The sequence below is a fragment of the Escherichia sp. TC-EC600-tetX4 genome (assembly GCF_019356055.1).
Lineage (GTDB): Bacteria > Pseudomonadota > Gammaproteobacteria > Enterobacterales > Enterobacteriaceae.
On sequence record NZ_CP079924.1, the window covers coordinates 2,909,713 to 2,931,887 of the forward strand.

Below are 22,175 nucleotides of genomic sequence, written 5' to 3' on the forward strand. Positions count from 1 at the left end.
AACGCTGCCGCGGCGTAACTAGTTGCCAGAAGCCAGCAAGGTTAGTTGCGTAAGCAGTTTCGCTGGTTCATCACCTGAAAGCTGTGCGTCTACAGGCAAATACCACCAATTTTCTTCTGCAAAGGCCCGGCATTTCACCGCATCTTTTTCAGTCATTACCAGCGTTTGCCCGGCGCTTACCAACGCACTGACATCCGCATGGTTCAAAGACTGATGATCGGCCAGCGGTACACATTTTTCCGGTTGTACGCCACACATCTTCAGCGTGGCAAAAAAGCGCGGCGGATGCCCAATCCCCGCCATCGCCACTACATGTTCAAGCTGAGCAACGTCACAACGCGTACCGGTACGTAAATTCACCGCCTGACCCGGCAGCAGATGCATGGGGATTTCACCGCTGCGAGGGACACCGCCGTTGACGATTACCGCATCAACCGACTTTAAGCGCCCCGCTCGCTCACGCATTGGCCCCGCCGGCAACCACCAGCCATTGCCAAAGCGACGCACACCATCAATAACGACAATTTCCACATCACGCGCCAGACGGTAATGCTGTAAACCGTCGTCGGTTACGATGATCTGCACATCAGGGTGTTGCGCCAGAATGGCTTTTACCGCATCAGAACGAACGGGAGAAACCGCAACAGGCGCATCAGTGCGTTGATAAATCAACACAGGTTCATCACCCGCCTGTGCTGTTGTGGTATCTGCCGACAATAACAGCGGATAAGATTCAGCCTTACCACCATATCCCCGCGATACGACCCCCACGCGAATACCGCGCTGTTGCAACTGTTCCACCAGCCAGACAACGACCGGGGTTTTTCCGTTGCCGCCTGCGGTGAGATTACCAACCACGACAACCGGTACGGGGGCACGCCAGGCGCGCTTCAGTTTTAGTTTATAGCAAAGACGGATCGCGCCACTCACCAGGCCATACAACCAGGAGAGTGGCAGCAATAGCCGCCACAAAGGGGATTCACCAGACCAGATTTTTTCGATCATTGGCCAAACTGCATTTTGTGAAGTTGCGCGTAAACGCCGCGGTGCTCAAGCAAATCGTTATGCGTACCGCGTTCCACAATGACACCATCCTCGACGACCACGATTTCGTCTGCCTTTTCAATGGTAGACAAGCGGTGGGCAATCACCAGAGAGGTACGGTTTTTCTGCAACTCATCCAGTGCCGCCTGAATCGCACGTTCGGATTCGGTATCCAGAGCCGAGGTAGCTTCGTCCAGAATCAGAATCGGGCTATCACGCAACAAGGCTCGAGCGATAGCAATACGCTGACGCTGACCGCCAGAGAGCAGCACGCCGTTTTCACCAATCACTGTATCGAGACCGTTATCCATCTTATTGATGAAGTCCATGGCGTAGGCCATACGCGCCGCTTCTTCAATTTGCTCACGGCTGTACTGTTCAGTCCGTGCGTAAGCAATGTTGTTAGCAACCGTATCGTTAAACAGATGGACATTCTGCGACACCAGAGCAACCTGGTTACGTAACGACGCCAGGGTATACTCGCGCAGATCGTGACCATCCATCAGGATTTCGCCTTCATCAATATCGTAAAAACGCGTGATCAGGCTGGCGATGGTTGATTTACCCGAACCAGAGCGTCCAACCAGAGCAACCGTCTTCCCTGCCGGAATTTTCAGGTTGATGTTACGCAATGCAGGTACGTCACGTCCCGGATAAGTAAAGGTGACATTGCGGAATTCCACGTCGCCAGTCGCACGCTCGATCACGCGCTTACCTTCATCTTTCTCCTGCTCACTGTCCAGAATGGTAAACAGCGTCTGACAAGCCGCCATACCGCGCTGGAACTGGGCGTTAACGTTGGTCAGCGATTTCAGCGGACGCATCAGTGCAATCATTGAAGAGAAAACAACGGTAATCGTACCGGCAGTCAGGCTATCCATGACACTTGGGAAGCTCGCCGCATACAGAACAAACGCCAGCGCCAAAGAGGCGATCAGCTGAATGATCGGATCAGAGATGGAAGAGGCTGAAACCATTTTCATCCCCTGAAGACGCATTCGGTTGCTGACTTTATCAAAGCGTTTCGTTTCCACTTCCTGACCACCGAAAATCAATACTTCTTTGTGGCCCTTCAGCATTTGTTCTGCGCTGGTGGTCACCTGCCCCATGGTGTTCTGCATGTTTTTACTGATGTTGCGAAAACGCTTCGATACAACGCGAATCGCAATCGAAACAATCGGTGCCAGCACAATCAAAATGATCGACAGTTGCCAACTGTAATAGAACATCATGATGAACAGGCCGATGATCGACGCACCTTCACGCACAACAGTAATCAGTGCGCCGGAAGAAGAAGAAGCAACCTGTTCGGAATCGTAGGTAATACGTGACAACAGCGTACCCGTTGACTGTTTGTCAAAGAATGAAACTGGCATTCCCATCATGTGACCAAACAGGCGGCGACGCATGGTCATTACCACCTTTCCTGATACCCAGGAGATACAGTAGCTGGAGACATAGCTGGTGATACCACGTAAAATCATCAGCCCGATCACCACCAGCGGCATCCACACCAGCACGGAGCGATCTGTTTTACCAAAGCCATCATCAAGAAGTGGCTTAAGGAGCGATAACATGAAGGTATCGCTGGCTGCGTTGAGGATTAACGCTACGCCCGCCACGATCAGACCCGCTTTGAAAGGCGCAATGGTTGGCCACAGTCGGCGGAATGTCTGCCACGTAGAGAGATCTTTGTCGTTATGCATTCAAAAAACCAGCATTTGTTGAAATAGCCGCATATTCTACCCGTTATCCACTGGCACGCCAAACCACTGATGATACCAACGAGGTAAAATTTGCTCCCTGAGGCTGCTAATCCGCCAGCCTTGCGCTGAAAAATTGACCGTTGTTTGACCTTGATGTGGAGTATCAATCCATTGATATCCTTGCAGTTGATAGCGATGCTTAACTTTGTTAGAGGGCAGTCGCCATGCGTTATAGCGCGATGCCGATGCGAGTGCCACTTTTCCATTCACTCGCTGAATTAATGGCAACGATGATGAGGTATTACTGCCATGGTGAGGTACCTGAAGCAATGTTGCCTGCACTTGCTGCCAGTAACGGCTTAGCATCTTTTGTTCAGCTGGGGCTTCAATATCACCGGTTAGAAGAATGCTATTCGTCCCGTCATCAACCTTAACCACACAGGAATGGTTATTTCCTTTATCGTTGCTACCTTGTAAAGGCCAGTGCGCGCTGAAACGCAATCCTTGCCATTGCCACGCTTCGCCACGCACACAGGGCTGATGATGTTCCCAGTTTAACGGACTTCTGATCCATAACATCGGCCATATATGCAATATTGAATCCAGCCCTCCCCGGTGATCCAGATGTTCATGGCTCAGAATAACGCCTTCCGGTTCAAGATTATGCCAGTGGAGCCAGGGGATAATCAGTTGTTGCCCACTATCCCCTTCAGGCCAGGCCAGTCCTGTGTCATAGAGAATCGCTTTGCCGTTTCTGGCTATCACCATTGCCAGCCCTTGCCCGACATCAAGCATGTACAGCTGCCACTCGTCAGGTCGAGGTTTTTGCCACAGCGGCCAGCACATCAGCAAGCCTCCAGCCACACACATTGCTGGCAACGTTCGCCAGGCGTTTAATCGCCATACCACCAGTAAGAACCATGGGGAAAATGATAGCCATTGCCAACATTCAGCAATGTTGATCCACCCTTCCGGCAAACTCTTTAACCCCCAGAAAAGTAAAGCCAAAGACCGGTCGGCAAGAAACCATAACCCTTGCTCCAGGATTAACGGCCCGCTTAAATGCACAACCATCGCGGCGAGGATCAACGGAACCGTGATAAATGTCACCAAGGGAATTGCTAATAGATTTGCAATAAACGAGGTCAGACTAATGCCATGAAATATGACGATTTGCACGGGCATAAGCAGAAGTGTGATTCCCAGTTGCAGATGGATGAGGGAAACAACTGCACGCAATACCGGCGGCAGTTGCCACTCAGGACAGGGAAACCACTGATACCAAAATATCAATGCCGCGACCGCAGCGGCAGAGAGCCATAAACTTTGCGAGAGAATGGCAACAGGATCCATCAGCAAAATTGCCGCCAGACAACATATCCATACATCCCAGCCACTCCACTGTCGCCCACTTAACTTAAGCATTCCCCACGTAGCAAGCGCCACCATGGTACGCAATGCAGGAGGTTGCATTCCCGTCAACCAGGCATAAAAAGCAGCACAGCAGATTCCGCCAATTAATGGTATTTGCCAGTGGATCCAGCGCCCAGGCAGAAAAATTTGTCCACTGCGAATGAGTCCGGCAGCCAGCAACGCCGCAAAAGCGATGTGCAATCCCGATATCGCCATTAAATGCGCCGTTCCAGTATCGCGCATGATATTTTTGATTTCTTTGGGGACGGATAACCGTTCCCCCATACCTAAACCAAGAATAACCGCATTCCACGGATAGGGTTGCAGCGTTGTTTGTAGTGACGCCAGATACTGTGCACGCAGGCTACAATTCGGTTCAATGACACTTGCCTGCAGAAAACGGCCGGTGAGCGGCTGATGCTGGGCAATGGCATAACGCTGGCTATCAAAGCCGCCATCATTAAGTTGGCCATGAACTGCACGAACTTTGAGTTTCATTGACCATTGTTGTCCAGCACAAACCGCTTGCGGAAGATATTCGCCATACATCACGAGACCTGACGCAGGGAATATACGTCGACCTTGTAGATGAGTAATTTGACCGTAATGAGTGGTCATGCCGTCAGTTGCAGTGATCTCAACAATTGCATCCTGCGTCGCGCCAGTTAAGGTTTCTCCTGCCCACAAAATTTGCTTTGCTGATAATATGCCCCAAACGAAAAACAGCAACGTCAGCGCGATATAACGGACGGTTTTAACAGGGATAAATGCCAGTACGCAGGCGAAGAGAGTCAGAAACGCAAGGGTTAATGTCCCAGGCAATTGGGGCAAAATCAGCAACGGAAAAATTCCGCTAATTATGCATACACCGACTGTCGTTATTTTCATGCACCCCTCCCTGTTTATGGAAAGTGTGCAACTTTGTTGAGCGGTTGTCTGGTGGGAATTTTGCGTTCCCCGAGGCATATTCAGAAGAATTTAACGAAAGGGTGAAAACTGTTCAAAACTCTGCGAGGCAGCTTCCAGTTCCAGATTAGAGAAATGAAAAAAGCACCCGACAGGTGCTTTTCTCTCGTTCAAGTTTGAGTAAAAAACTTAACCGTAAATATTGGCGCGATCGCGCAGTTCTTTACCAGGTTTAAAGTGAGGAACGTATTTTCCTTCCAGTTCTACTTTATCGCCAGTCTTCGGATTACGTCCGGTACGTGGTGCGCGGTAGTGCAAAGAGAAACTGCCGAAACCGCGGATTTCAATACGCTCGCCCTGCGCAAGAGTCGAGGCCATATGCTCCAGCATCTCTTTTACTGCATCTTCAACCGTCTTGGCGGGAATGTGCGATTGCTGGGTGGCAAGTCTTTCTATCAATTCTGACTTGGTCATGATTCCTCCGGTTCCTTAAAGGCAAATTAAGCGGCTGCTGTTGCTGCATTGATTAAGGGCGGCCGTAGCCGCCCTTAGTGCTTGATTACAGGACGAAACCTGCAATCTGTCAAGTAAACTCAACAAACTTCGGAATAAAAATCCCGAAGAGTCAGAGAATTACTCGCCTTTAGCTGCTTTGAAAGCTTCAGCCATTGCGTTGTTGGAGAAGTTTGCATCTTCCTGTTTGTTAACAGTTGCGATTGCATCTTTCTCGTCAGCTTCGTCTTTCGCACGAACAGACAGGCTGATTGCGCGGTTTTTACGATCAACGCCGGTGAATTTAGCTTCAACTTCGTCGCCAACGCTCAGAACCAGGGTAGCGTCTTCAACGCGGTCACGGGATGCTTCAGAAGCACGCAGGTAACCTTCAACGCCGTCAGCCAGTTCTACGGTTGCGCCTTTAGCGTCAACTGCAGTTACTTTACCGGTTACGATAGCGCCTTTCTTGTTCAGAGCAACCCAGTTGTTGAACGGATCTTCTGCGAGCTGTTTAACGCCCAGGGAGATACGTTCACGTTCTGCGTCAACCTGCAGAACAACTGCAGCGATTTCGTCGCCTTTTTTGTATTCACGAACTGCTTCTTCGCCTGCAACGTTCCAGGAGATGTCAGACAGGTGAACCAGGCCGTCGATGCCGCCGTCCAAGCCGATGAAGATACCGAAGTCAGTGATAGACTTGATTTTACCTTCAACACGGTCGCCCTTGTTGTGGGTTTCCGCGAACTGCTGCCACGGGTTAGCTTTGCACTGTTTCAGACCCAGGGAGATACGACGACGTTCTTCGTCGATATCCAGAACCATAACTTCCACTACATCGCCAACGTTAACAACTTTGGACGGGTGGATGTTTTTGTTGGTCCAGTCCATTTCGGAAACGTGTACCAGGCCTTCAACGCCTTCTTCGATTTCAACGAAGCAGCCGTAGTCGGTCAGGTTGGTCACGCGACCAGTCAGTTTGGTACCTTCCGGATAACGTTTAGCGATAGCTACCCACGGATCTTCGCCCAGCTGTTTCAGGCCCAGGGATACACGGGTACGTTCGCGGTCGAACTTCAGCACTTTAACAGTGATTTCGTCGCCCACGTTGACGATTTCGCTCGGATGCTTAACGCGTTTCCAGGCCATGTCAGTGATGTGCAGCAGGCCGTCAACGCCGCCCAGATCAACGAATGCACCGTAGTCAGTGAGGTTCTTAACGATACCTTTAACTTCCATGCCTTCCTGCAGGTTTTCCAGCAGCTGATCGCGCTCTGCGCTGTTTTCGGATTCGATAACGGCACGACGAGAAACAACAACGTTGTTGCGCTTCTGATCCAGCTTGATTACTTTAAATTCAAGCTCTTTGCCTTCCAGGTGCAGAGTGTCACGCACCGGACGAACGTCTACCAGAGAACCTGGCAGGAACGCACGAATACCGTTCAGCTCAACAGTGAAGCCGCCCTTAACTTTGCCGTTGATAACACCGGTAACAGTTTCAGCATCTTCGTAAGCTTTTTCCAGCGTGATCCAGGCTTCGTGACGTTTAGCTTTCTCACGGGACAGCAGAGTTTCACCGAAGCCGTCTTCTACTGCGTCCAGAGCAACGTCAACTTCGTCACCTACCTGGATTTCCAGCTCGCCCTGGGCGTTTTTGAACTGCTCAGCCGGGATGGCGGACTCAGATTTCAGACCAGCGTCAACCAGTACTACGTCTTTGTCGATAGCAACAACAACGCCACGAACGATAGAACCCGGGCGGGTTTCGATTTCTTTTAAGGACTCTTCAAAGAGTTGAGCAAAAGATTCAGTCATGTTTAATCTTCAGGTTTATATTTAACGTCCACCTGGCTCCATGCCGGATGGGGTTGTTTAACATACCCGCTGTCATTCCATTGCAACGGGGGTACTGCAAATTCGGTCGCTTATGCGAGAGCCAATTTCTGGCGCGCGTATTGTAGCGCTTTTTCAATCACTTGCTCAATGCTTAAGGTGGTGGAATCCAACACTAAAGCATCGGCTGCCGGAACCAGTGGCGCTACCGCTCGGTTACGATCGCGGTCGTCGCGTTCTTTGATCTCGGCCAAAAGGCGCTCAAAGTTAACACTAAAGCCCTTCTCCTGCAACTGTAGCATGCGGCGATGCGCACGTTCTTCCGAGGAGGCGTCAAGGAAAATTTTCACTGGTGCATCAGGGAATACCACCGTTCCCATGTCGCGGCCATCGGCAATCAGACCTGGTAATTCGCGAAACGCGCGTTGGCGACGCAATAATGCTTCACGAACGCGTGGGAATGCCGCGACTTGTGAAGCTGCATTCGCCACTTCCTGAGTACGAATTTCGCCGCTGACATCTTCCCCTTCGAGGATCACTTCCAGATTGCCATTGGTCGACACAAAACGTACATCCAGATGGGATGCCAGCGGTACCAGCGCATCTTCCGACGCAACATCAACATGGTGATGTAATGCCGCCAATGCCAGTACGCGATAAATTGCACCCGAGTCCAGCAGATGCCATTGCAACGCTTCCGCCATAGCCTTACACAAGGTGCCTTTCCCTGCACCGCTTGGGCCATCAATGGTAATAACCGGGGCAATTGCCGTCATCTTTATCTCCTTAAAACAGGCGTACCGTTAACATAACCGCGCGCATTATACGCGCCGACGCCACAAATCGTTAACGTTGTGTGCAAAAACCAGTTTTGTCTGTATTCAGATGGGGATTTATTGCGCAATTATAGCGGGCTGGCAGAAGACCAGCCCGAAAGATGACAATGATTTACTTACCAGAGGCGATACGATCACGGATGTGTTGCGCACGCTCTGTTGATGGTGGGTGAGAGTCAAACATGGACTGGGTGCGACCGCCATCCAGGCTAGCCAGTGTTTCAAAGCTGCCAACCAGCCCCTGGGTGCTGATGCCACGTTTCTTCAACAGATCAAAGGAGAAATCATCTGCTTCGGACTCTTTATCACGGGAGTATTTAGCATTGATAGCGCCTTCTGCGATATCACCTAATTGTGAGCGGGAAAGCTGGGAAGCCACACCGCTGGTAGCTGAAATGGCATCGCGTGCGGCAACGATCGCATAAGAAGCTTTCATTTCAGCCAGCGAGTGACCCAACGCGACGTGGCCCAGTTCATGGCCCAGAACGCCTTCAATTTCGTTGTCATTCATCATGTCCATCAGGCCACTGTAGACACGAACACAGCCGTTCGCCATCGCCCATGCGTTGACGTCGCTGGTCATATAAACCTTATAGTTGACCGGCGTGCCATTAATATTGTTACCCAATGCTTTGGCGATTTTTGCCAGACGTTTACCGTACTTGCTGGATTTACTTGCGACTTGATTGCCGCTGTCCATTTCGGCACAGCCCTGATTGGCAATCGCTTTTGCATCGGCATCGCTTAATGTTGCTGCTTTATAGGCATTTAAACCGGAGCTGATAGCCATATTGGTATCAATACCGTGGGTATTTTGACACCCTGTCAGTAATGCTGCAGAGGTCGCAATCGCCAGCAGTAATTTAGTATTCTTCATGTGAATCATCCGTTGATTAATCATATATAAATATTATGTATCAACAACTTACATTGACAAGCGACGCTACCATTAATCAAAATGACTCACAAGGTCCGAAAAAAAACGCCGACAATGTGCCGACGTTTTGATAAAGAAAGATTTGGCTATTTATTGCCCGTTGTTCATTCAGGCTGCCTGGCTAATCCGCGCCAGCTGCTCGAAATAATCCGGAAATGTTTTGGCCGTGCATTTGGGATCAAGAATCGTCACTGGTGTATCTGACAACGCCACCAGCGAGAAACACATCGCCATCCGGTGATCATTGTATGTCGCGATCTCGGCAAAGTTCAGTTTTTCCGGAGGAGTGATACGAATGTAATCGTGCCCCTCTTCCACTTCCGCGCCGACTTTACGCAGTTCTGTTGCCATCGCAAACAGGCGATCGGTCTCTTTAACACGCCAGTTATAGATATTGCGCAGCGTGGTGGTGCCTTTTGCAAATAACGCCGCCGTGGCAATGGTCATCGCCGCATCAGGAATATGGTTCATATCCATATCAATAGCGTTCAGTTCACCACGCGTGCAGGAAATATAATCATCGCCCCAGCAAATGGTCGCGCCCATTTTTTCCAGCACATCAGCAAAGCGAATATCACCCTGCATACTGTTACGTCCAATACCGGTCACTTTTACAGTGCCGCCTTTGATTGCTGCTGCTGCCAGAAAGTAAGAAGCCGAAGATGCATCGCCTTCGACCAAATAAGTACCCGGAGACTGATAAGACTGCCCGCCTTTTACGACAAATTGTTGATAGTGCTGATTTTCAATTTCAACACCAAACGTCTTCATCAGATTGAGTGTGATGTCGATATAAGGTTTAGAAACCAGATCGCCTTTAATACGAATCACCGTATCTTCCGGCGCAAGAGGCGCAGTCATTAACAGTGCGGTGAGGAATTGGCTGGAAACGGAGCCATCAACGTCAACGTTGCCGCCAGTAAAGCCGCCCTGTAAACGCAACGGCGGATAATTTTCTTGTTCCAGGTAAGTGATCTTCGCCCCGCCCAGGCGCAGCGCATCCACCAGATGACCAATCGGGCGTTCTTTCATACGCGGCTCACCGGTCAGCACAATATCATTGCTACCCAGACAAAGAGCTGCCGCCAGCGGACGCATTGCCGTTCCGGCGTTACCGAGGAACAACTCCAGGGCACCTTCTGCGTGTAATGGACCGCCGTTACCGATAATTTCGCAACGCGTACGATCGGCTGAAAGCGTATAGCTTACCCCTAACGCTGTTAATGCATTCAGCATATGGCGCACGTCATCGCTATCCAGCAGATTGGTTAATACTGTTTTGCCGTGTGCTAATGCCGCCAGCAATAAAGCGCGGTTAGAAACGCTCTTGGAACCGGGCAGATTAATAGTGCCATCGACACGAGCGATGGGTTGTAACGTCAGGGATTCCATGAACTCAACTCTCTACAACAGAAATAAAAACCCCACAGGCTGGCTGTGGGGATTAAGCAAAATTTCGGCATTAACCGTGACGGCGTTCGAACTCAACCATGAAGTCTGTCAGCGCTTTAACGCCTTCCAGCGGCATGGCGTTATAAATAGAAGCGCGCATTCCGCCGACCACACGGTGACCTTTCAGTGCATGAAGGCCAGCAGCAAAAGACTCTTCAAGGAACAATTTGTCAAGCGCACTGTCCGCCAACTGGAACGGCACGTTCATCCGCGAACGGTTAGCTTTCGCCACGTCATTGCGGTAGAAATCGCTGTTATCAATCACCCCATATAGCAGTTCTGCTTTTTGCTGATTGATTTTATCCATTTCAGCTACACCGCCGTTCGCTTTCAGCCATTTAAAGACCAGACCAGATAGATACCAGGCAAATGTCGGCGGCGTGTTAAACATGGAGCCGTTATCGTTGAGGATGGAATAATCCAGAATCGACGGACACGCGATATTCGCTTTGCCCAGCAAATCTTCACGAACGATGACGATTGTCAGGCCAGCCGGGCCGATATTTTTCTGCGCGCCAGCGTAAATTACACCATAACGGCTGACGTCAATCGGACGGGAAAGAATGGTTGAAGAGAAGTCAGCGGCGACCACCACATCTGCGCCGAAGTCTGGCGTTTCGTCGATGGCGATACCATCGATGGTTTCATTCGGGCAATAATGCATATAAGCAGCATTATCAGAGAGTTGCCATTCACGCATTGGCTTAACCGCGCGCAGACCATCAACAGTCACTTTGGCGTCAAAGACATTAGGCGTGCAGTATTTTTTCGCTTCTTTAATGGCACTTGCCGCCCAGTAACCGGCATCAACATAATCTGCGGTGGTTTTATCACCGAGAATATTCAGCGGTACCGCAGCAAACTGACCGCGACCACCGCCATGGCAGAATAATACCTTGTAGTTGGAGGGGACATTAAGAAGATCGCGAAAATCCTTCTCGGCTTCCTCTGCAACCTGAATGAACTCTTTGCCACGGTGACTCACTTCCATCACCGACGTACCAAGACCGTTCCAGTCGCGCAGTTCCTGTTGAGCCTGTTTAAGCACCTCTGCCGGTAGCATTGCCGGACCAGAACTAAAATTGAAGATTTGAGCCATTTCCCCTCACCACGTTGCGTTGCTATTAACCCGCGGTCAATCGATTGCGACCACAGGTAATACATTATTCCTGTGGCTATCGGTTTTATCATTCAGTGACACACATCGCAATGAGTAAAACCGTTGAGGGCAAAAATGTGGCTTGCATCACACAAAAGAATCTCTCGGATTATTAGCAAAAAGCCGATGTTTTTACTGTCAGGTCACCCGTTTTGCCCGACTTGCCTTCGTCCATTCTGGATTTGCACAGCGCGGACATAATTGTTTTTCCCCCGCTTTCATATGAATGATTTCACTACAACGAATACAGGCATAGTCCGCCGACTCCGGCACCACTTTGTAACGCTGCGTACAATCACTGGGTAAAATAAGTAAACCCGGTTTCACCTTGTCATCTTCAAAGAAATAGACACTGATTTGCCCGTTGGTTTCGAGAATCGCCAGACGTACCTGCCCCAGCTGCTCCACGCCACGCAATCGTAGCTCCATAAAGAACTCAAATTCCGTCATGTTGGAGTTATTGAGTTTCGACCAGGCCAGCTCGCCATCTTCAATAATGACAACTGGCTTGCCTTCCAGAAGATCTTCCAGTTTTTCACTGTGCGCCATCAACCACATTACCAGGCGGTATAACAACGCCAGAGTAATAAAGACGATAAGTACCGGGACCATCGGCACATCATCATAAAACGCCACATCTCCCGCCGCTGATCCCAGCGTCAGAATGATTAAAACTTCAAACAGCGACATCTGCCGCACACCGCGTCTTCCGGTCATTTTGAGGAACAAAAAGACCAGTACAAAGGTATAAAGACTACGTAGTGCAACTTCGCCAAGGAAATCAAAAGGCACTTTATCAAATGCCATACGGTGGAGATCGAACGCCTTCATTTTTATGCTCTTAACGTGGTTTATCCGCTAAAAGCATAGTCAACAGTTCATCGGCATGGCGGCGGTGATAGCGCCTTTGAGATAAAACCCGTATTATTGCGCGCTTTCCGTACGACTAAAGTGATTTTCATGACGCAAACATTTATCCCCGGCAAAGATGCCGCTCTGGAAGATTCCATCGCTCGCTTCCAGCAAAAACTTTCAGACCTCGGCTTTCAGATTGAAGAGGCCTCCTGGCTGAATCCCGTGCCTAACGTCTGGTCTGTACATATTCGCGACAAAGAGTGCGCACTGTGTTTTACCAACGGTAAAGGCGCAACCAAGAAAGCGGCGCTGGCTTCTGCACTCGGTGAATATTTCGAGCGTCTCTCAACCAACTACTTTTTTGCGGACTTCTGGCTGGGCGAAACCATCGCCAACGGTCCGTTCGTGCATTATCCCAACGAAAAATGGTTCCCACTGACCGAAAATGACGATGTGCCAGAAGGGCTGCTCGATGACCGTCTGCGCGCGTTTTATGATCCGGAGAATGAACTGACCGGCAGCATGCTGATTGACCTACAATCCGGTAACGAAGATCGTGGTATTTGCGGCCTGCCGTTTACGCGTCAGTCCGACAATCAGACCGTTTATATTCCGATGAATTTCATTGGTAACCTGTACGTCTCCAACGGTATGTCCGCAGGTAATACCCGCAACGAAGCACGCGTTCAGGGATTGTCTGAAGTTTTCGAACGCTACGTGAAAAACCGCATTATTGCTGAAAGCATCAGCCTGCCAGAGATCCCGGCAGACGTGCTGGCGCGTTACCCAGCAGTAGTTGAAGCCATCGAAACGCTGGAAGCGGAGGGTTTCCCAATCTTCGCTTATGACGGTTCGCTTGGCGGCCAGTATCCGGTGATTTGCGTGGTACTGTTCAATCCTGCTAACGGTACCTGCTTTGCCTCTTTCGGTGCGCATCCTGATTTTGGCGTAGCACTGGAACGTACCGTGACCGAGCTGCTGCAAGGTCGTGGCCTGAAAGATTTGGATGTGTTTACTCCGCCAACCTTCGATGATGAAGAAGTCGCTGAACATACCAACCTCGAAACGCACTTTATCGATTCCAGCGGTTTAATCTCCTGGGACCTGTTCAAGCAGGATGCCGATTATCCGTTTGTGGACTGGAATTTCTCCGGCACCACGGAAGAAGAGTTCGCCACACTGATGGCTATCTTCAACAAAGAAGATAAAGAAGTTTATATTGCCGATTACGAGCATCTGGGCGTTTATGCTTGCCGTATTATCGTGCCTGGCATGTCCGATATTTATCCGGCTGAAGATCTGTGGCTCGCGAATAACAGTATGGGCAGCCATTTACGTGAAACGATTCTTTCGCTACCAGGCAGCGAGTGGGAAAAAGAAGATTACCTGAACCTCATCGAGCAACTGGATGAAGAAGGTTTTGATGACTTTACCCGCGTGCGTGAGCTGTTGGGTCTGGCGACCGGGTCGGATAACGGTTGGTACACCCTGCGTATCGGTGAATTAAAAGCCATGCTGGCGCTGGCTGGTGGCGATCTGGAACAGGCTCTGGTCTGGACCGAATGGACGATGGAGTTTAACTCATCAGTATTTAGTCCGGAACGCGCCAACTATTATCGCTGCCTGCAAACGTTGTTATTACTGGCACAGGAAGAAGATCGCCAGCCGCTGCAATATCTGAATGCGTTTGTTCGCATGTACGGCGCAGATGCCGTAGAAGCCGCCAGTGCGGCAATGAGCGGCGAAGCGGCGTTTTACGGCCTGCAACCGGTAGATAGCGATCTGCACGCGTTTGCTGCACATCAGTCGTTGTTGAAGGCCTACGAAAAGCTGCAGCGCGCCAAAGCAGCATTCTGGGCAAAATAAAATCAAATAGCCTACGCAATGTAGGCTTAATGATTAGTCTGAGTTATATTACGGGGCGTTTTTTTAATGCCCCGCTTTACATATATTTGCATTAATAAAATAATTGTAATTATAAGGTTAAATATCGGTAATTTGTATTTAATAAATACGATCGATATTGTTACTTTATTCGCCTGATGCTCCCTTTTAATTAACTGTTTTAGCGGAGGATGCGGAAAAAATTCAACTCATTTGTTAATTTTTAAAATTTATTTTTATTTGGATAATCAAATATTTACTCCGTATTTGCATAAAAACCATGCGAGTTACGGGCCTATAAGCCAGGCGAGATATGATCTATATCAATTTCTCATCTATAATGCTTTGTTAGTATCTCGTCGCCGACTTAATAAAGAGAGAGTTAGTGTGAAAGCTGACAACCCTTTTGATCTTTTACTTCCTGCTGCAATGGCCAAAGTGGCCGAAGAGGCGGGTGTCTATAAAGCAACGAAACATCCGCTTAAGACTTTCTATCTGGCGATTACCGCCGGTGTTTTCATCTCAATCGCATTCGTCTTCTATATCACAGCAACCACTGGCACAGGCACAATGCCCTTCGGCATGGCAAAACTGGTTGGCGGCATTTGCTTCTCTCTGGGGCTGATTCTTTGTGTTGTCTGCGGAGCCGATCTCTTTACTTCCACCGTGTTGATTGTTGTTGCTAAGGCGAGTGGGCGCATCACCTGGGGTCAGTTGGCGAAAAACTGGCTAAATGTCTATTTTGGCAACCTGGTCGGCGCACTGCTGTTTGTACTTTTAATGTGGCTTTCCGGCGAGTATATGACCGCAAATGGTCAATGGGGACTAAACGTCCTACAAACCGCCGACCACAAAGTGCACCATACTTTTATTGAGGCCGTCTGTCTTGGTATCCTGGCAAACCTGATGGTATGTCTGGCAGTATGGATGAGTTATTCTGGCCGCAGCCTGATGGACAAAGCGTTCATTATGGTGCTGCCGGTCGCGATGTTTGTTGCCAGCGGTTTTGAGCACAGTATCGCAAACATGTTTATGATCCCGATGGGTATTGTAATCCGCGACTTCGCATCCCCGGAATTTTGGACCGCAGTCGGTTCTGCACCGGAAAATTTTTCTCACCTGACCGTGATGAATTTCATCACTGATAACCTGATTCCGGTTACGATCGGCAACATTATCGGTGGTGGTTTGTTGGTTGGGTTGACATACTGGGTCATTTACCTGCGTGAAAACGACCACCATTAATGGTTGTCGAAGTACGCAGTAAATAAAAAATCCACTTAAGAAGGTAGGTGTTACATGTCCGAGCTTAATGAAAAGTTAGCCACAGCCTGGGAAGGTTTTACCAAAGGTGACTGGCAGAATGAAGTAAACGTCCGTGACTTCATTCAGAAAAACTACACTCCGTACGAGGGTGACGAGTCCTTCCTGGCTGGCGCTACTGAAGCGACCACCACCCTGTGGGACAAAGTAATGGAAGGCGTTAAACTGGAAAACCGCACTCACGCGCCAGTTGACTTTGACACCGCTGTTGCTTCCACCATCACCTCTCACGACGCTGGCTACATCAACAAGCAGCTTGAGAAAATCGTTGGTCTGCAGACTGAAGCTCCGCTGAAACGTGCTCTTATCCCGTTCGGTGGTATCAAAATGATCGAAGGTTCCTGCAAAGCGTACAACCGCGAACTGGATCCGATGATCAAAAAAATCTTCACTGAATACCGTAAAACTCACAACCAGGGCGTGTTCGACGTTTACACTCCGGACATCCTGCGTTGCCGTAAATCTGGTGTTCTGACCGGTCTGCCAGATGCATATGGCCGTGGCCGTATCATCGGTGACTACCGTCGCGTTGCGCTGTACGGTATCGACTACCTGATGAAAGACAAACTGGCACAGTTCACTTCTCTGCAGGCTGATCTGGAAAACGGCGTAAACCTGGAACAGACTATCCGTCTGCGCGAAGAAATCGCTGAACAGCACCGCGCTCTGGGTCAGATGAAAGAAATGGCTGCGAAATACGGCTACGACATCTCTGGTCCGGCTACCAACGCTCAGGAAGCTATCCAGTGGACTTACTTCGGCTACCTGGCTGCTGTTAAGTCTCAGAACGGTGCTGCAATGTCCTTCGGTCGTACCTCCACCTTCCTGGATGTGTACATCGAACGTGACCTGAAAGCTGGCAAGATCACCGAACAAGAAGCGCAGGAAATGGTTGACCACCTGGTCATGAAACTGCGTATGGTTCGCTTCCTGCGTACTCCGGAATACGATGAACTGTTCTCTGGCGACCCGATCTGGGCAACCGAATCTATCGGTGGTATGGGCCTCGACGGTCGTACCCTGGTTACCAAAAACAGCTTCCGTTTCCTGAACACCCTGTACACCATGGGTCCGTCTCCGGAACCGAACATGACCATTCTGTGGTCTGAAAAACTGCCGCTGAACTTCAAGAAATTCGCCGCTAAAGTGTCCATCGACACCTCTTCTCTGCAGTATGAGAACGATGACCTGATGCGTCCGGACTTCAACAACGATGACTACGCTATTGCTTGCTGCGTAAGCCCGATGATCGTTGGTAAACAAATGCAGTTCTTCGGTGCGCGTGCAAACCTGGCGAAAACCATGCTGTACGCAATCAACGGCGGCGTTGACGAAAAACTGAAAATGCAGGTTGGTCCGAAGTCTGAACCGATCAAAGGCGATGTCCTGAACTATGATGAAGTGATGGAGCGCATGGATCACTTCATGGACTGGCTGGCTAAACAGTACATCACTGCACTGAACATCATCCACTACATGCACGACAAGTACAGCTACGAAGCCTCTCTGATGGCGCTGCACGACCGTGACGTTATCCGCACCATGGCGTGTGGTATCGCTGGTCTGTCCGTTGCTGCTGACTCCCTGTCTGCAATCAAATATGCGAAAGTTAAACCGATTCGTGACGAAGACGGTCTGGCTATCGACTTCGAAATCGAAGGCGAATACCCGCAGTTTGGTAACAATGATCCGCGTGTAGATGACCTGGCTGTTGACCTGGTAGAACGTTTCATGAAGAAAATTCAGAAACTGCACACCTACCGTGACGCTATCCCGACTCAGTCTGTTCTGACCATCACTTCTAACGTTGTGTATGGTAAGAAAACGGGTAACACCCCAGACGGTCGTCGTGCTGGCGCGCCGTTCGGACCGGGTGCTAACCCGATGCACGGTCGTGACCAGAAAGGTGCAGTAGCCTCTCTGACTTCCGTTGCTAAACTGCCGTTTGCTTACGCTAAAGATGGTATCTCCTACACCTTCTCTATCGTTCCGAACGCACTGGGTAAAGACGACGAAGTTCGTAAGACCAACCTGGCTGGTCTGATGGATGGTTACTTCCACCACGAAGCATCCATCGAAGGTGGTCAGCACCTGAACGTTAACGTGATGAACCGTGAAATGCTGCTCGACGCGATGGAAAACCCGGAAAAATATCCGCAGCTGACCATCCGTGTATCTGGCTACGCAGTACGTTTCAACTCGCTGACTAAAGAACAGCAGCAGGACGTTATTACTCGTACCTTCACTCAATCTATGTAATTAGATTTGACTGAAATCGTACAGTAAAAAGCGTACAATAAAGGCTCCACGAAAGTGGGGCCTTTTTTAGCGCGAGAGCCTTTTTTGTCAGCTATCTATACTTTAAGGTGACTGCCAAAACAGACTCGACGTAGCCTTCGAGCTGCGCACCAACACGGCCTCAGATGGGCCACATCTGGAGAAACACCGCAATGTCAGTTATTGGTCGCATTCACTCCTTTGAATCCTGTGGAACCGTAGACGGCCCAGGTATTCGCTTTATCACCTTTTTCCAGGGCTGCCTGATGCGCTGCCTGTATTGTCATAACCGCGACACCTGGGACACGCATGGCGGTAAAGAAGTTACCGTTGAAGATTTGATGAAGGAAGTGGTGACCTATCGCCACTTTATGAACGCTTCCGGCGGCGGCGTTACCGCATCCGGCGGTGAAGCAATCCTGCAAGCTGAGTTTGTTCGTGACTGGTTCCGCGCCTGCAAAAAAGAAGGCATTCATACCTGTCTGGACACCAACGGTTTTGTTCGTCGTTACGATCCGGTGATTGATGAACTGCTGGAAGTAACCGACCTGGTAATGCTCGATCTCAAACAGATGAACGACGAGATCCACCAAAATCTGGTTGGAGTTTCCAACCACCGCACGCTGGAGTTCGCTAAATATCTGGCGAACAAAAATGTGAAGGTGTGGATCCGCTACGTTGTTGTCCCAGGCTGGTCTGACGATGACGATTCAGCGCATCGCCTCGGTGAATTTACCCGTGATATGGGCAACGTTGAGAAAATCGAGCTTCTCCCCTACCACGAGCTGGGCAAACACAAATGGGTGGCAATGGGTGAAGAGTACAAACTCGACGGTGTTAAACCACCGAAGAAAGAGACCATGGAACGCGTGAAAGGCATTCTTGAGCAGTACGGTCATAAGGTAATGTTCTAATTTCCCCGTAAAGCGGCAACTTTATTGAGTTGCCGCTTTTTTATTCCGCGCTTCATTCTGCTACAGCGTTTTTAACACATCTTATAGTGCATCTACCATATCCCGTACCTGAGATAATAACGACTGATAATAGCTCGCGTGAAGTTCTTCCCCATCGAATACCACTGTATTACACAAGAAAGTGACATCGGCATCTTCAATACCAAGATAACTGCACATATTTTTTAAATAATCGCTTATATTTTTTTCCCAGCCCATCTGGACAAATGATTCTTTGTCTCCTCCAACCAGCGCCACCCAACGAACTTTATTGAATGGTAATTTGTGCCCATCTCCATAAGCCAGCCCATTATTTCATACTCTGTCAATATATCCTTTTAGCATTGCCGGGAAGCTGTACCACCAGAGAGGAAAAACCACCACTAACGTGTCATGTTCAAGCAGCTCTGAATAAAGCTGATGAACCTCTGGAGAATAACGTTTATCCATATTCTTCCAGTCTGGTTCATCTTCCGGCGTCATCACTGGGTTGAAATTACGCCGATATAAATCGAGTTCCGTCACCTGTATTTTCCGCTCCATTGCCCGCTGATGGATCGCATCAGCAATATGTGCGGTCAATGAATCATGACGAGGATGGGCCCATACCAAATAAATACGTTCAGACTGCATAATTTTACCTCCACGTTAAGTTCTGGAGCGCACTTTACGCAGGCGGCATAATCCTGTAAACGTGATGATTCAGGATGAGTTAATGAAGGATTTTCACTAATGCGGATGAATATGTCTGACTTTGCCACTTTCTTTGCCGTGGCCCGTAATCAAAGCTTTCGTGCAGCGGGCGATGAGTTAGGCTTATCCTCGTCCGCCATTAGCCATAGTATTAAAACACTGGAACAACGTCTTAAAATTCGCTTATTCAATCGGACAACCCGAAGCGTATCGTTAACGGAAGCGGGTTCTAATCTCTATGAACGATTGCGCCCAGCTTTCGACGAAATTCAGATCATGTTAGATGAGATGAATGATTTTCGTCTGACACCGACAGGAACGCTCAAAATCAATGCCGCCCGGGTAGCTGCACGTATATTTTTAATGTCTTTACTGGTTGGTTTCACACGTGAATATCCTGATATTAAAGTCGAGCTCACAACTGACGACTCTCTTGTCGATATCGTCCAACAGGGCTTTGACGCTGGCGTTCGACTTAGTTGCATCGTCGAAAAAGATATGATCAGCGTGGCGATCGGCCCGCCAGTGAAATTATGTGTAGCAGCAACGCCAGAGTACTTTGCAAGATATGGCAAACCCCGCCATCCTCATGATCTGCTTAATCATCAATGTGTTGTTTTTCGTTATCCCAGCGGCAAACCTTTCCACTGGCAATTTGCAAAGGAGCTGGAAATTGCTGTCGCAGGAAATATCATTCTGGATGATGTTGATGCTGAACTGGAGGCCGTTTTGATGGGTGCTGGTATCGGGTATCTGCTCTATGAACAGATCAAGGAGTACCTTGATACTGGTCGTTTAGAATGTGTACTGGAAGACTGGAGCACAGAGCGTCCAGGCTTCCAGATCTATTATCCAAACCGCCAGTATATGTCCTGCGGCTTGCGCGCATTTCTCGATTATGTAAAAACGGGTCAGATCTGCCAGAGTCAGCGTCACCGACCACAATAATTATTTACTATTCGCTTTACGCGCCAGCAGCGGGAATATCAGTCCTAATCCTACCAGCACAAACGGCGTTGCAACATTCAGCGCCAACTGGAAGGTCCACTCTGCAGTGAAGGCTTCCATTTTCGGGAAGATCCCCGTCAAACAGGCAAAGGCGGTAAAGGCAAAACACCAAATCCCGACGGTCATTGCCAGAGGCTTATTACGAATAAAGACATATTCTGGTTTATATTTCTGCGCCAAGCGAACGACTGCAATAAATGCAACAAATACCCATAAATAACGCAGCGGCATCACTACCGAATTAAGGTTCAACAGCCATTTATAGAGATTGTTCATATCACCAATGCCGAGAGTCGGCAGCATAATCAGAATCGCCACCAGTACCAGGGTCAGAAAATAGCCATTAACGGGCGTACCAGAAGCGTTGGTACGACATAAACTGGCTGGAATATATTTGCTGTCAGCATCACCTAATAGCACTTTAAGCGGGGCATCAATCGAGAATACCAGCGCCGCTACTTGTCCCAGGGTATTCGCAATGGCGTAAATCACCATTAAAGTATTACCCATGTTGTAATACTCGCCCAGCTTCTGAAAGGCGTAATACTGACCGTTGGTCATTAAGTCATCCGGGATATTACGCGAATCAAACATCATCCCCATCGCCAGCGAGCCCAGAATGGCACAAACCGCAACCATCACCGCCAGGCATAACATCCCTTTTGGAAATTCTTTTCCTGGGTTGCGCGTTTGATTAACGTAAGGAGAAATCTTCTCTGCTCCGCCAACCGCGAAAACCAGCATTGAAATAGTGGTAATGTAGGTAAAGTCGATATGAGGAATGAACGTTTCCCAGGTAATGTTTGTGGTCGCAATATGCACTTCAGTAATTGCAGGCGCGGTTACCGCCATCGCCACATACAGGAGTGACATAACAAACATAGCAATCCCTGCCACAGAACCGACGATTTTCAGCGATTTCATACCGCGTGAAGCAACCCACATAAAGAAGATAAACAGCACCAGCGTTAACCCCTGTAACGCTACGACTGAATATTCTTTGATTAGCGAACCGTCGCCTTTCATCGCCCAACCGAGCGCAATCAGAATTGCCTGGGGTTTTTGTGCCAGATAGGGAATATGCACCACCCAGTAGGTCCACGCGGCGAGATAAGCCAGTCCGGGTCCCATCGTGTGTTTAATCCAGGTACTGACCCCGCCCTTCCCATCTTTGAAGGTCGAGCCTAACTGACCAACAATTAGCGCATAAGGTGTGAAATAGAGTGCAAAGATAAACACCCATGAAAAAACAACCACCAGCCCCTGGTTGGCATAGTTATTAACAACGTTGCCAAAACCCCAGACAGTGATAAAAGACATCAGCGCAATGTTGTACCATCGCAACTGTTTTTCCTGAACATTCCCAGCCATAGACAAATCCTTCGCCAAAATTAAAGGGGCATC

At 49.3% G+C, this 22,175-nt stretch carries 16 protein-coding genes and 1 pseudogene; 5 read left to right on the forward strand and 12 right to left on the reverse strand.

Features of this window, described 5'->3' with window-relative positions; translation table 11 throughout:
- Nucleotides 1-18 precede the first annotated feature (18 nt).
- The 10 genes from lpxK to KXD89_RS14255 form a co-directional block, all read right to left on the reverse strand.
- On the reverse strand, nt 19-1,005 hold the full coding sequence (gene lpxK, locus KXD89_RS14210; protein WP_000570539.1) for a tetraacyldisaccharide 4'-kinase: 987 nt from the start codon (nt 1,003-1,005) through the stop codon (nt 19-21).
- The gene (gene msbA / locus KXD89_RS14215; RefSeq protein ID WP_000551270.1) at nt 1,002-2,750 is read right to left on the reverse strand and encodes a lipid A ABC transporter ATP-binding protein/permease MsbA; all 1,749 of its coding nucleotides are present in this window, start codon (nt 2,748-2,750) and stop codon (nt 1,002-1,004) included. The genes lpxK and msbA overlap by 4 nt, the downstream gene beginning before the upstream one ends.
- A gap of 36 nt (nt 2,751-2,786) precedes the next feature.
- On the reverse strand, nt 2,787-5,051 hold the full coding sequence (locus KXD89_RS14220; RefSeq protein WP_000705764.1) for a ComEC family protein: 2,265 nt from the start codon (nt 5,049-5,051) through the stop codon (nt 2,787-2,789).
- 207 nt (nt 5,052-5,258) lie between these two features.
- Nucleotides 5,259-5,543: an integration host factor subunit beta gene (gene ihfB / locus KXD89_RS14225; RefSeq protein ID WP_000167336.1), complete on the reverse strand. Its 285-nt coding sequence runs from the start codon at nt 5,541-5,543 to the stop codon at nt 5,259-5,261.
- Nucleotides 5,544-5,702: 159 nt separating this feature from the next.
- On the reverse strand, nt 5,703-7,376 hold the full coding sequence (gene rpsA / locus KXD89_RS14230) for a 30S ribosomal protein S1 (RefSeq protein WP_000140327.1): 1,674 nt from the start codon (nt 7,374-7,376) through the stop codon (nt 5,703-5,705).
- A 110-nt stretch (nt 7,377-7,486) separates the two neighbouring features.
- Entirely contained in the window at nt 7,487-8,170 is a 684-nt protein-coding gene (gene cmk / locus KXD89_RS14235; RefSeq protein ID WP_000125016.1) for a (d)CMP kinase, read from the reverse strand.
- A gap of 172 nt (nt 8,171-8,342) precedes the next feature.
- Nucleotides 8,343-9,107 (reverse strand): metallopeptidase YcaL, encoded by a 765-nt coding sequence (ycaL, locus tag KXD89_RS14240; protein WP_001350496.1) that lies wholly within the window; start codon nt 9,105-9,107, stop codon nt 8,343-8,345.
- A 168-nt stretch (nt 9,108-9,275) separates the two neighbouring features.
- The gene (gene aroA, locus KXD89_RS14245; RefSeq protein ID WP_000445231.1) at nt 9,276-10,559 is read right to left on the reverse strand and encodes a 3-phosphoshikimate 1-carboxyvinyltransferase; all 1,284 of its coding nucleotides are present in this window, start codon (nt 10,557-10,559) and stop codon (nt 9,276-9,278) included.
- A 70-nt stretch (nt 10,560-10,629) separates the two neighbouring features.
- The gene (gene serC, locus KXD89_RS14250; RefSeq protein ID WP_000057138.1) at nt 10,630-11,718 is read right to left on the reverse strand and encodes a 3-phosphoserine/phosphohydroxythreonine transaminase; all 1,089 of its coding nucleotides are present in this window, start codon (nt 11,716-11,718) and stop codon (nt 10,630-10,632) included.
- 198 nt (nt 11,719-11,916) lie between these two features.
- Nucleotides 11,917-12,609 carry a DUF421 domain-containing protein gene (locus tag KXD89_RS14255; RefSeq protein WP_000642849.1) on the reverse strand — a complete coding sequence of 231 codons (693 nt, stop codon included), beginning with the start codon at nt 12,607-12,609 and terminating at the stop codon, nt 11,917-11,919.
- A gap of 129 nt (nt 12,610-12,738) precedes the next feature.
- On the opposite strand from KXD89_RS14255, the gene ycaO reads away from it, so the two are divergent.
- The 4 genes from ycaO to pflA all read left to right on the forward strand — a co-directional run bounded on the left by ycaO (nt 12,739) and on the right by pflA (nt 19,031).
- A complete protein-coding gene (gene ycaO / locus KXD89_RS14260; RefSeq protein ID WP_216685313.1) occupies nt 12,739-14,499 on the forward strand; it encodes a 30S ribosomal protein S12 methylthiotransferase accessory factor YcaO in 1,761 nt (586 codons plus the stop codon).
- 405 nt (nt 14,500-14,904) lie between these two features.
- Entirely contained in the window at nt 14,905-15,762 is an 858-nt protein-coding gene (gene focA, locus KXD89_RS14265; RefSeq protein WP_000642546.1) for a formate transporter FocA, read from the forward strand.
- A gap of 54 nt (nt 15,763-15,816) precedes the next feature.
- On the forward strand, nt 15,817-18,099 hold the full coding sequence (gene pflB / locus KXD89_RS14270) for a formate C-acetyltransferase (RefSeq protein WP_001292822.1): 2,283 nt from the start codon (nt 15,817-15,819) through the stop codon (nt 18,097-18,099).
- 191 nt (nt 18,100-18,290) lie between these two features.
- Nucleotides 18,291-19,031: a pyruvate formate lyase 1-activating protein gene (gene pflA, locus KXD89_RS14275; protein ID WP_000111043.1), complete on the forward strand. Its 741-nt coding sequence runs from the start codon at nt 18,291-18,293 to the stop codon at nt 19,029-19,031.
- Nucleotides 19,032-19,112: 81 nt separating this feature from the next.
- On the opposite strand, the pseudogene KXD89_RS14280 reads toward pflA, so the two are convergent.
- Nucleotides 19,113-19,703, reverse strand: a pseudogene (locus tag KXD89_RS14280) (NAD(P)H oxidoreductase).
- A gap of 99 nt (nt 19,704-19,802) precedes the next feature.
- On the opposite strand from KXD89_RS14280, the gene KXD89_RS14285 reads away from it, so the two are divergent.
- Nucleotides 19,803-20,711, forward strand: coding sequence for a LysR family transcriptional regulator (locus KXD89_RS14285; RefSeq protein ID WP_001242684.1), 909 nt, complete (start codon nt 19,803-19,805; stop codon nt 20,709-20,711).
- Here the strand turns inward: KXD89_RS14285 and KXD89_RS14290 are convergent, their stop codons facing one another.
- On the reverse strand, nt 20,712-22,142 hold the full coding sequence (locus KXD89_RS14290) for an APC family permease (protein WP_000918506.1): 1,431 nt from the start codon (nt 22,140-22,142) through the stop codon (nt 20,712-20,714).
- Nucleotides 22,143-22,175: the final 33 nt, after the last annotated feature.

What these genes read in the sequence shown, in the direction of transcription:
- serC (WP_000057138.1), bottom strand. Translation starts at nt 11,718, where the DNA reads ATGGCTCAAATCTTCAATTTTAGTTCTGGTCCGGCAATGCTACCGGCA.
- cmk (WP_000125016.1), bottom strand. Translation starts at nt 8,170, where the DNA reads ATGACGGCAATTGCCCCGGTTATTACCATTGATGGCCCAAGCGGTGCA.
- KXD89_RS14255 (WP_000642849.1), bottom strand. Translation starts at nt 12,609, where the DNA reads ATGAAGGCGTTCGATCTCCACCGTATGGCATTTGATAAAGTGCCTTTT.
- KXD89_RS14285 (WP_001242684.1), top strand. Translation starts at nt 19,803, where the DNA reads ATGCGGATGAATATGTCTGACTTTGCCACTTTCTTTGCCGTGGCCCGT.
- pflA (WP_000111043.1), top strand. Translation starts at nt 18,291, where the DNA reads ATGTCAGTTATTGGTCGCATTCACTCCTTTGAATCCTGTGGAACCGTA.
- ycaL (WP_001350496.1), bottom strand. Translation starts at nt 9,107, where the DNA reads ATGAAGAATACTAAATTACTGCTGGCGATTGCGACCTCTGCAGCATTA.
- ihfB (WP_000167336.1), bottom strand. Translation starts at nt 5,543, where the DNA reads ATGACCAAGTCAGAATTGATAGAAAGACTTGCCACCCAGCAATCGCAC.
- KXD89_RS14220 (WP_000705764.1), bottom strand. Translation starts at nt 5,051, where the DNA reads ATGAAAATAACGACAGTCGGTGTATGCATAATTAGCGGAATTTTTCCG.
- msbA (WP_000551270.1), bottom strand. Translation starts at nt 2,750, where the DNA reads ATGCATAACGACAAAGATCTCTCTACGTGGCAGACATTCCGCCGACTG.
- ycaO (WP_216685313.1), top strand. Translation starts at nt 12,739, where the DNA reads ATGACGCAAACATTTATCCCCGGCAAAGATGCCGCTCTGGAAGATTCC.
- lpxK (WP_000570539.1), bottom strand. Translation starts at nt 1,005, where the DNA reads ATGATCGAAAAAATCTGGTCTGGTGAATCCCCTTTGTGGCGGCTATTG.
- rpsA (WP_000140327.1), bottom strand. Translation starts at nt 7,376, where the DNA reads ATGACTGAATCTTTTGCTCAACTCTTTGAAGAGTCCTTAAAAGAAATC.
- KXD89_RS14290 (WP_000918506.1), bottom strand. Translation starts at nt 22,142, where the DNA reads ATGGCTGGGAATGTTCAGGAAAAACAGTTGCGATGGTACAACATTGCG.
- pflB (WP_001292822.1), top strand. Translation starts at nt 15,817, where the DNA reads ATGTCCGAGCTTAATGAAAAGTTAGCCACAGCCTGGGAAGGTTTTACC.
- aroA (WP_000445231.1), bottom strand. Translation starts at nt 10,559, where the DNA reads ATGGAATCCCTGACGTTACAACCCATCGCTCGTGTCGATGGCACTATT.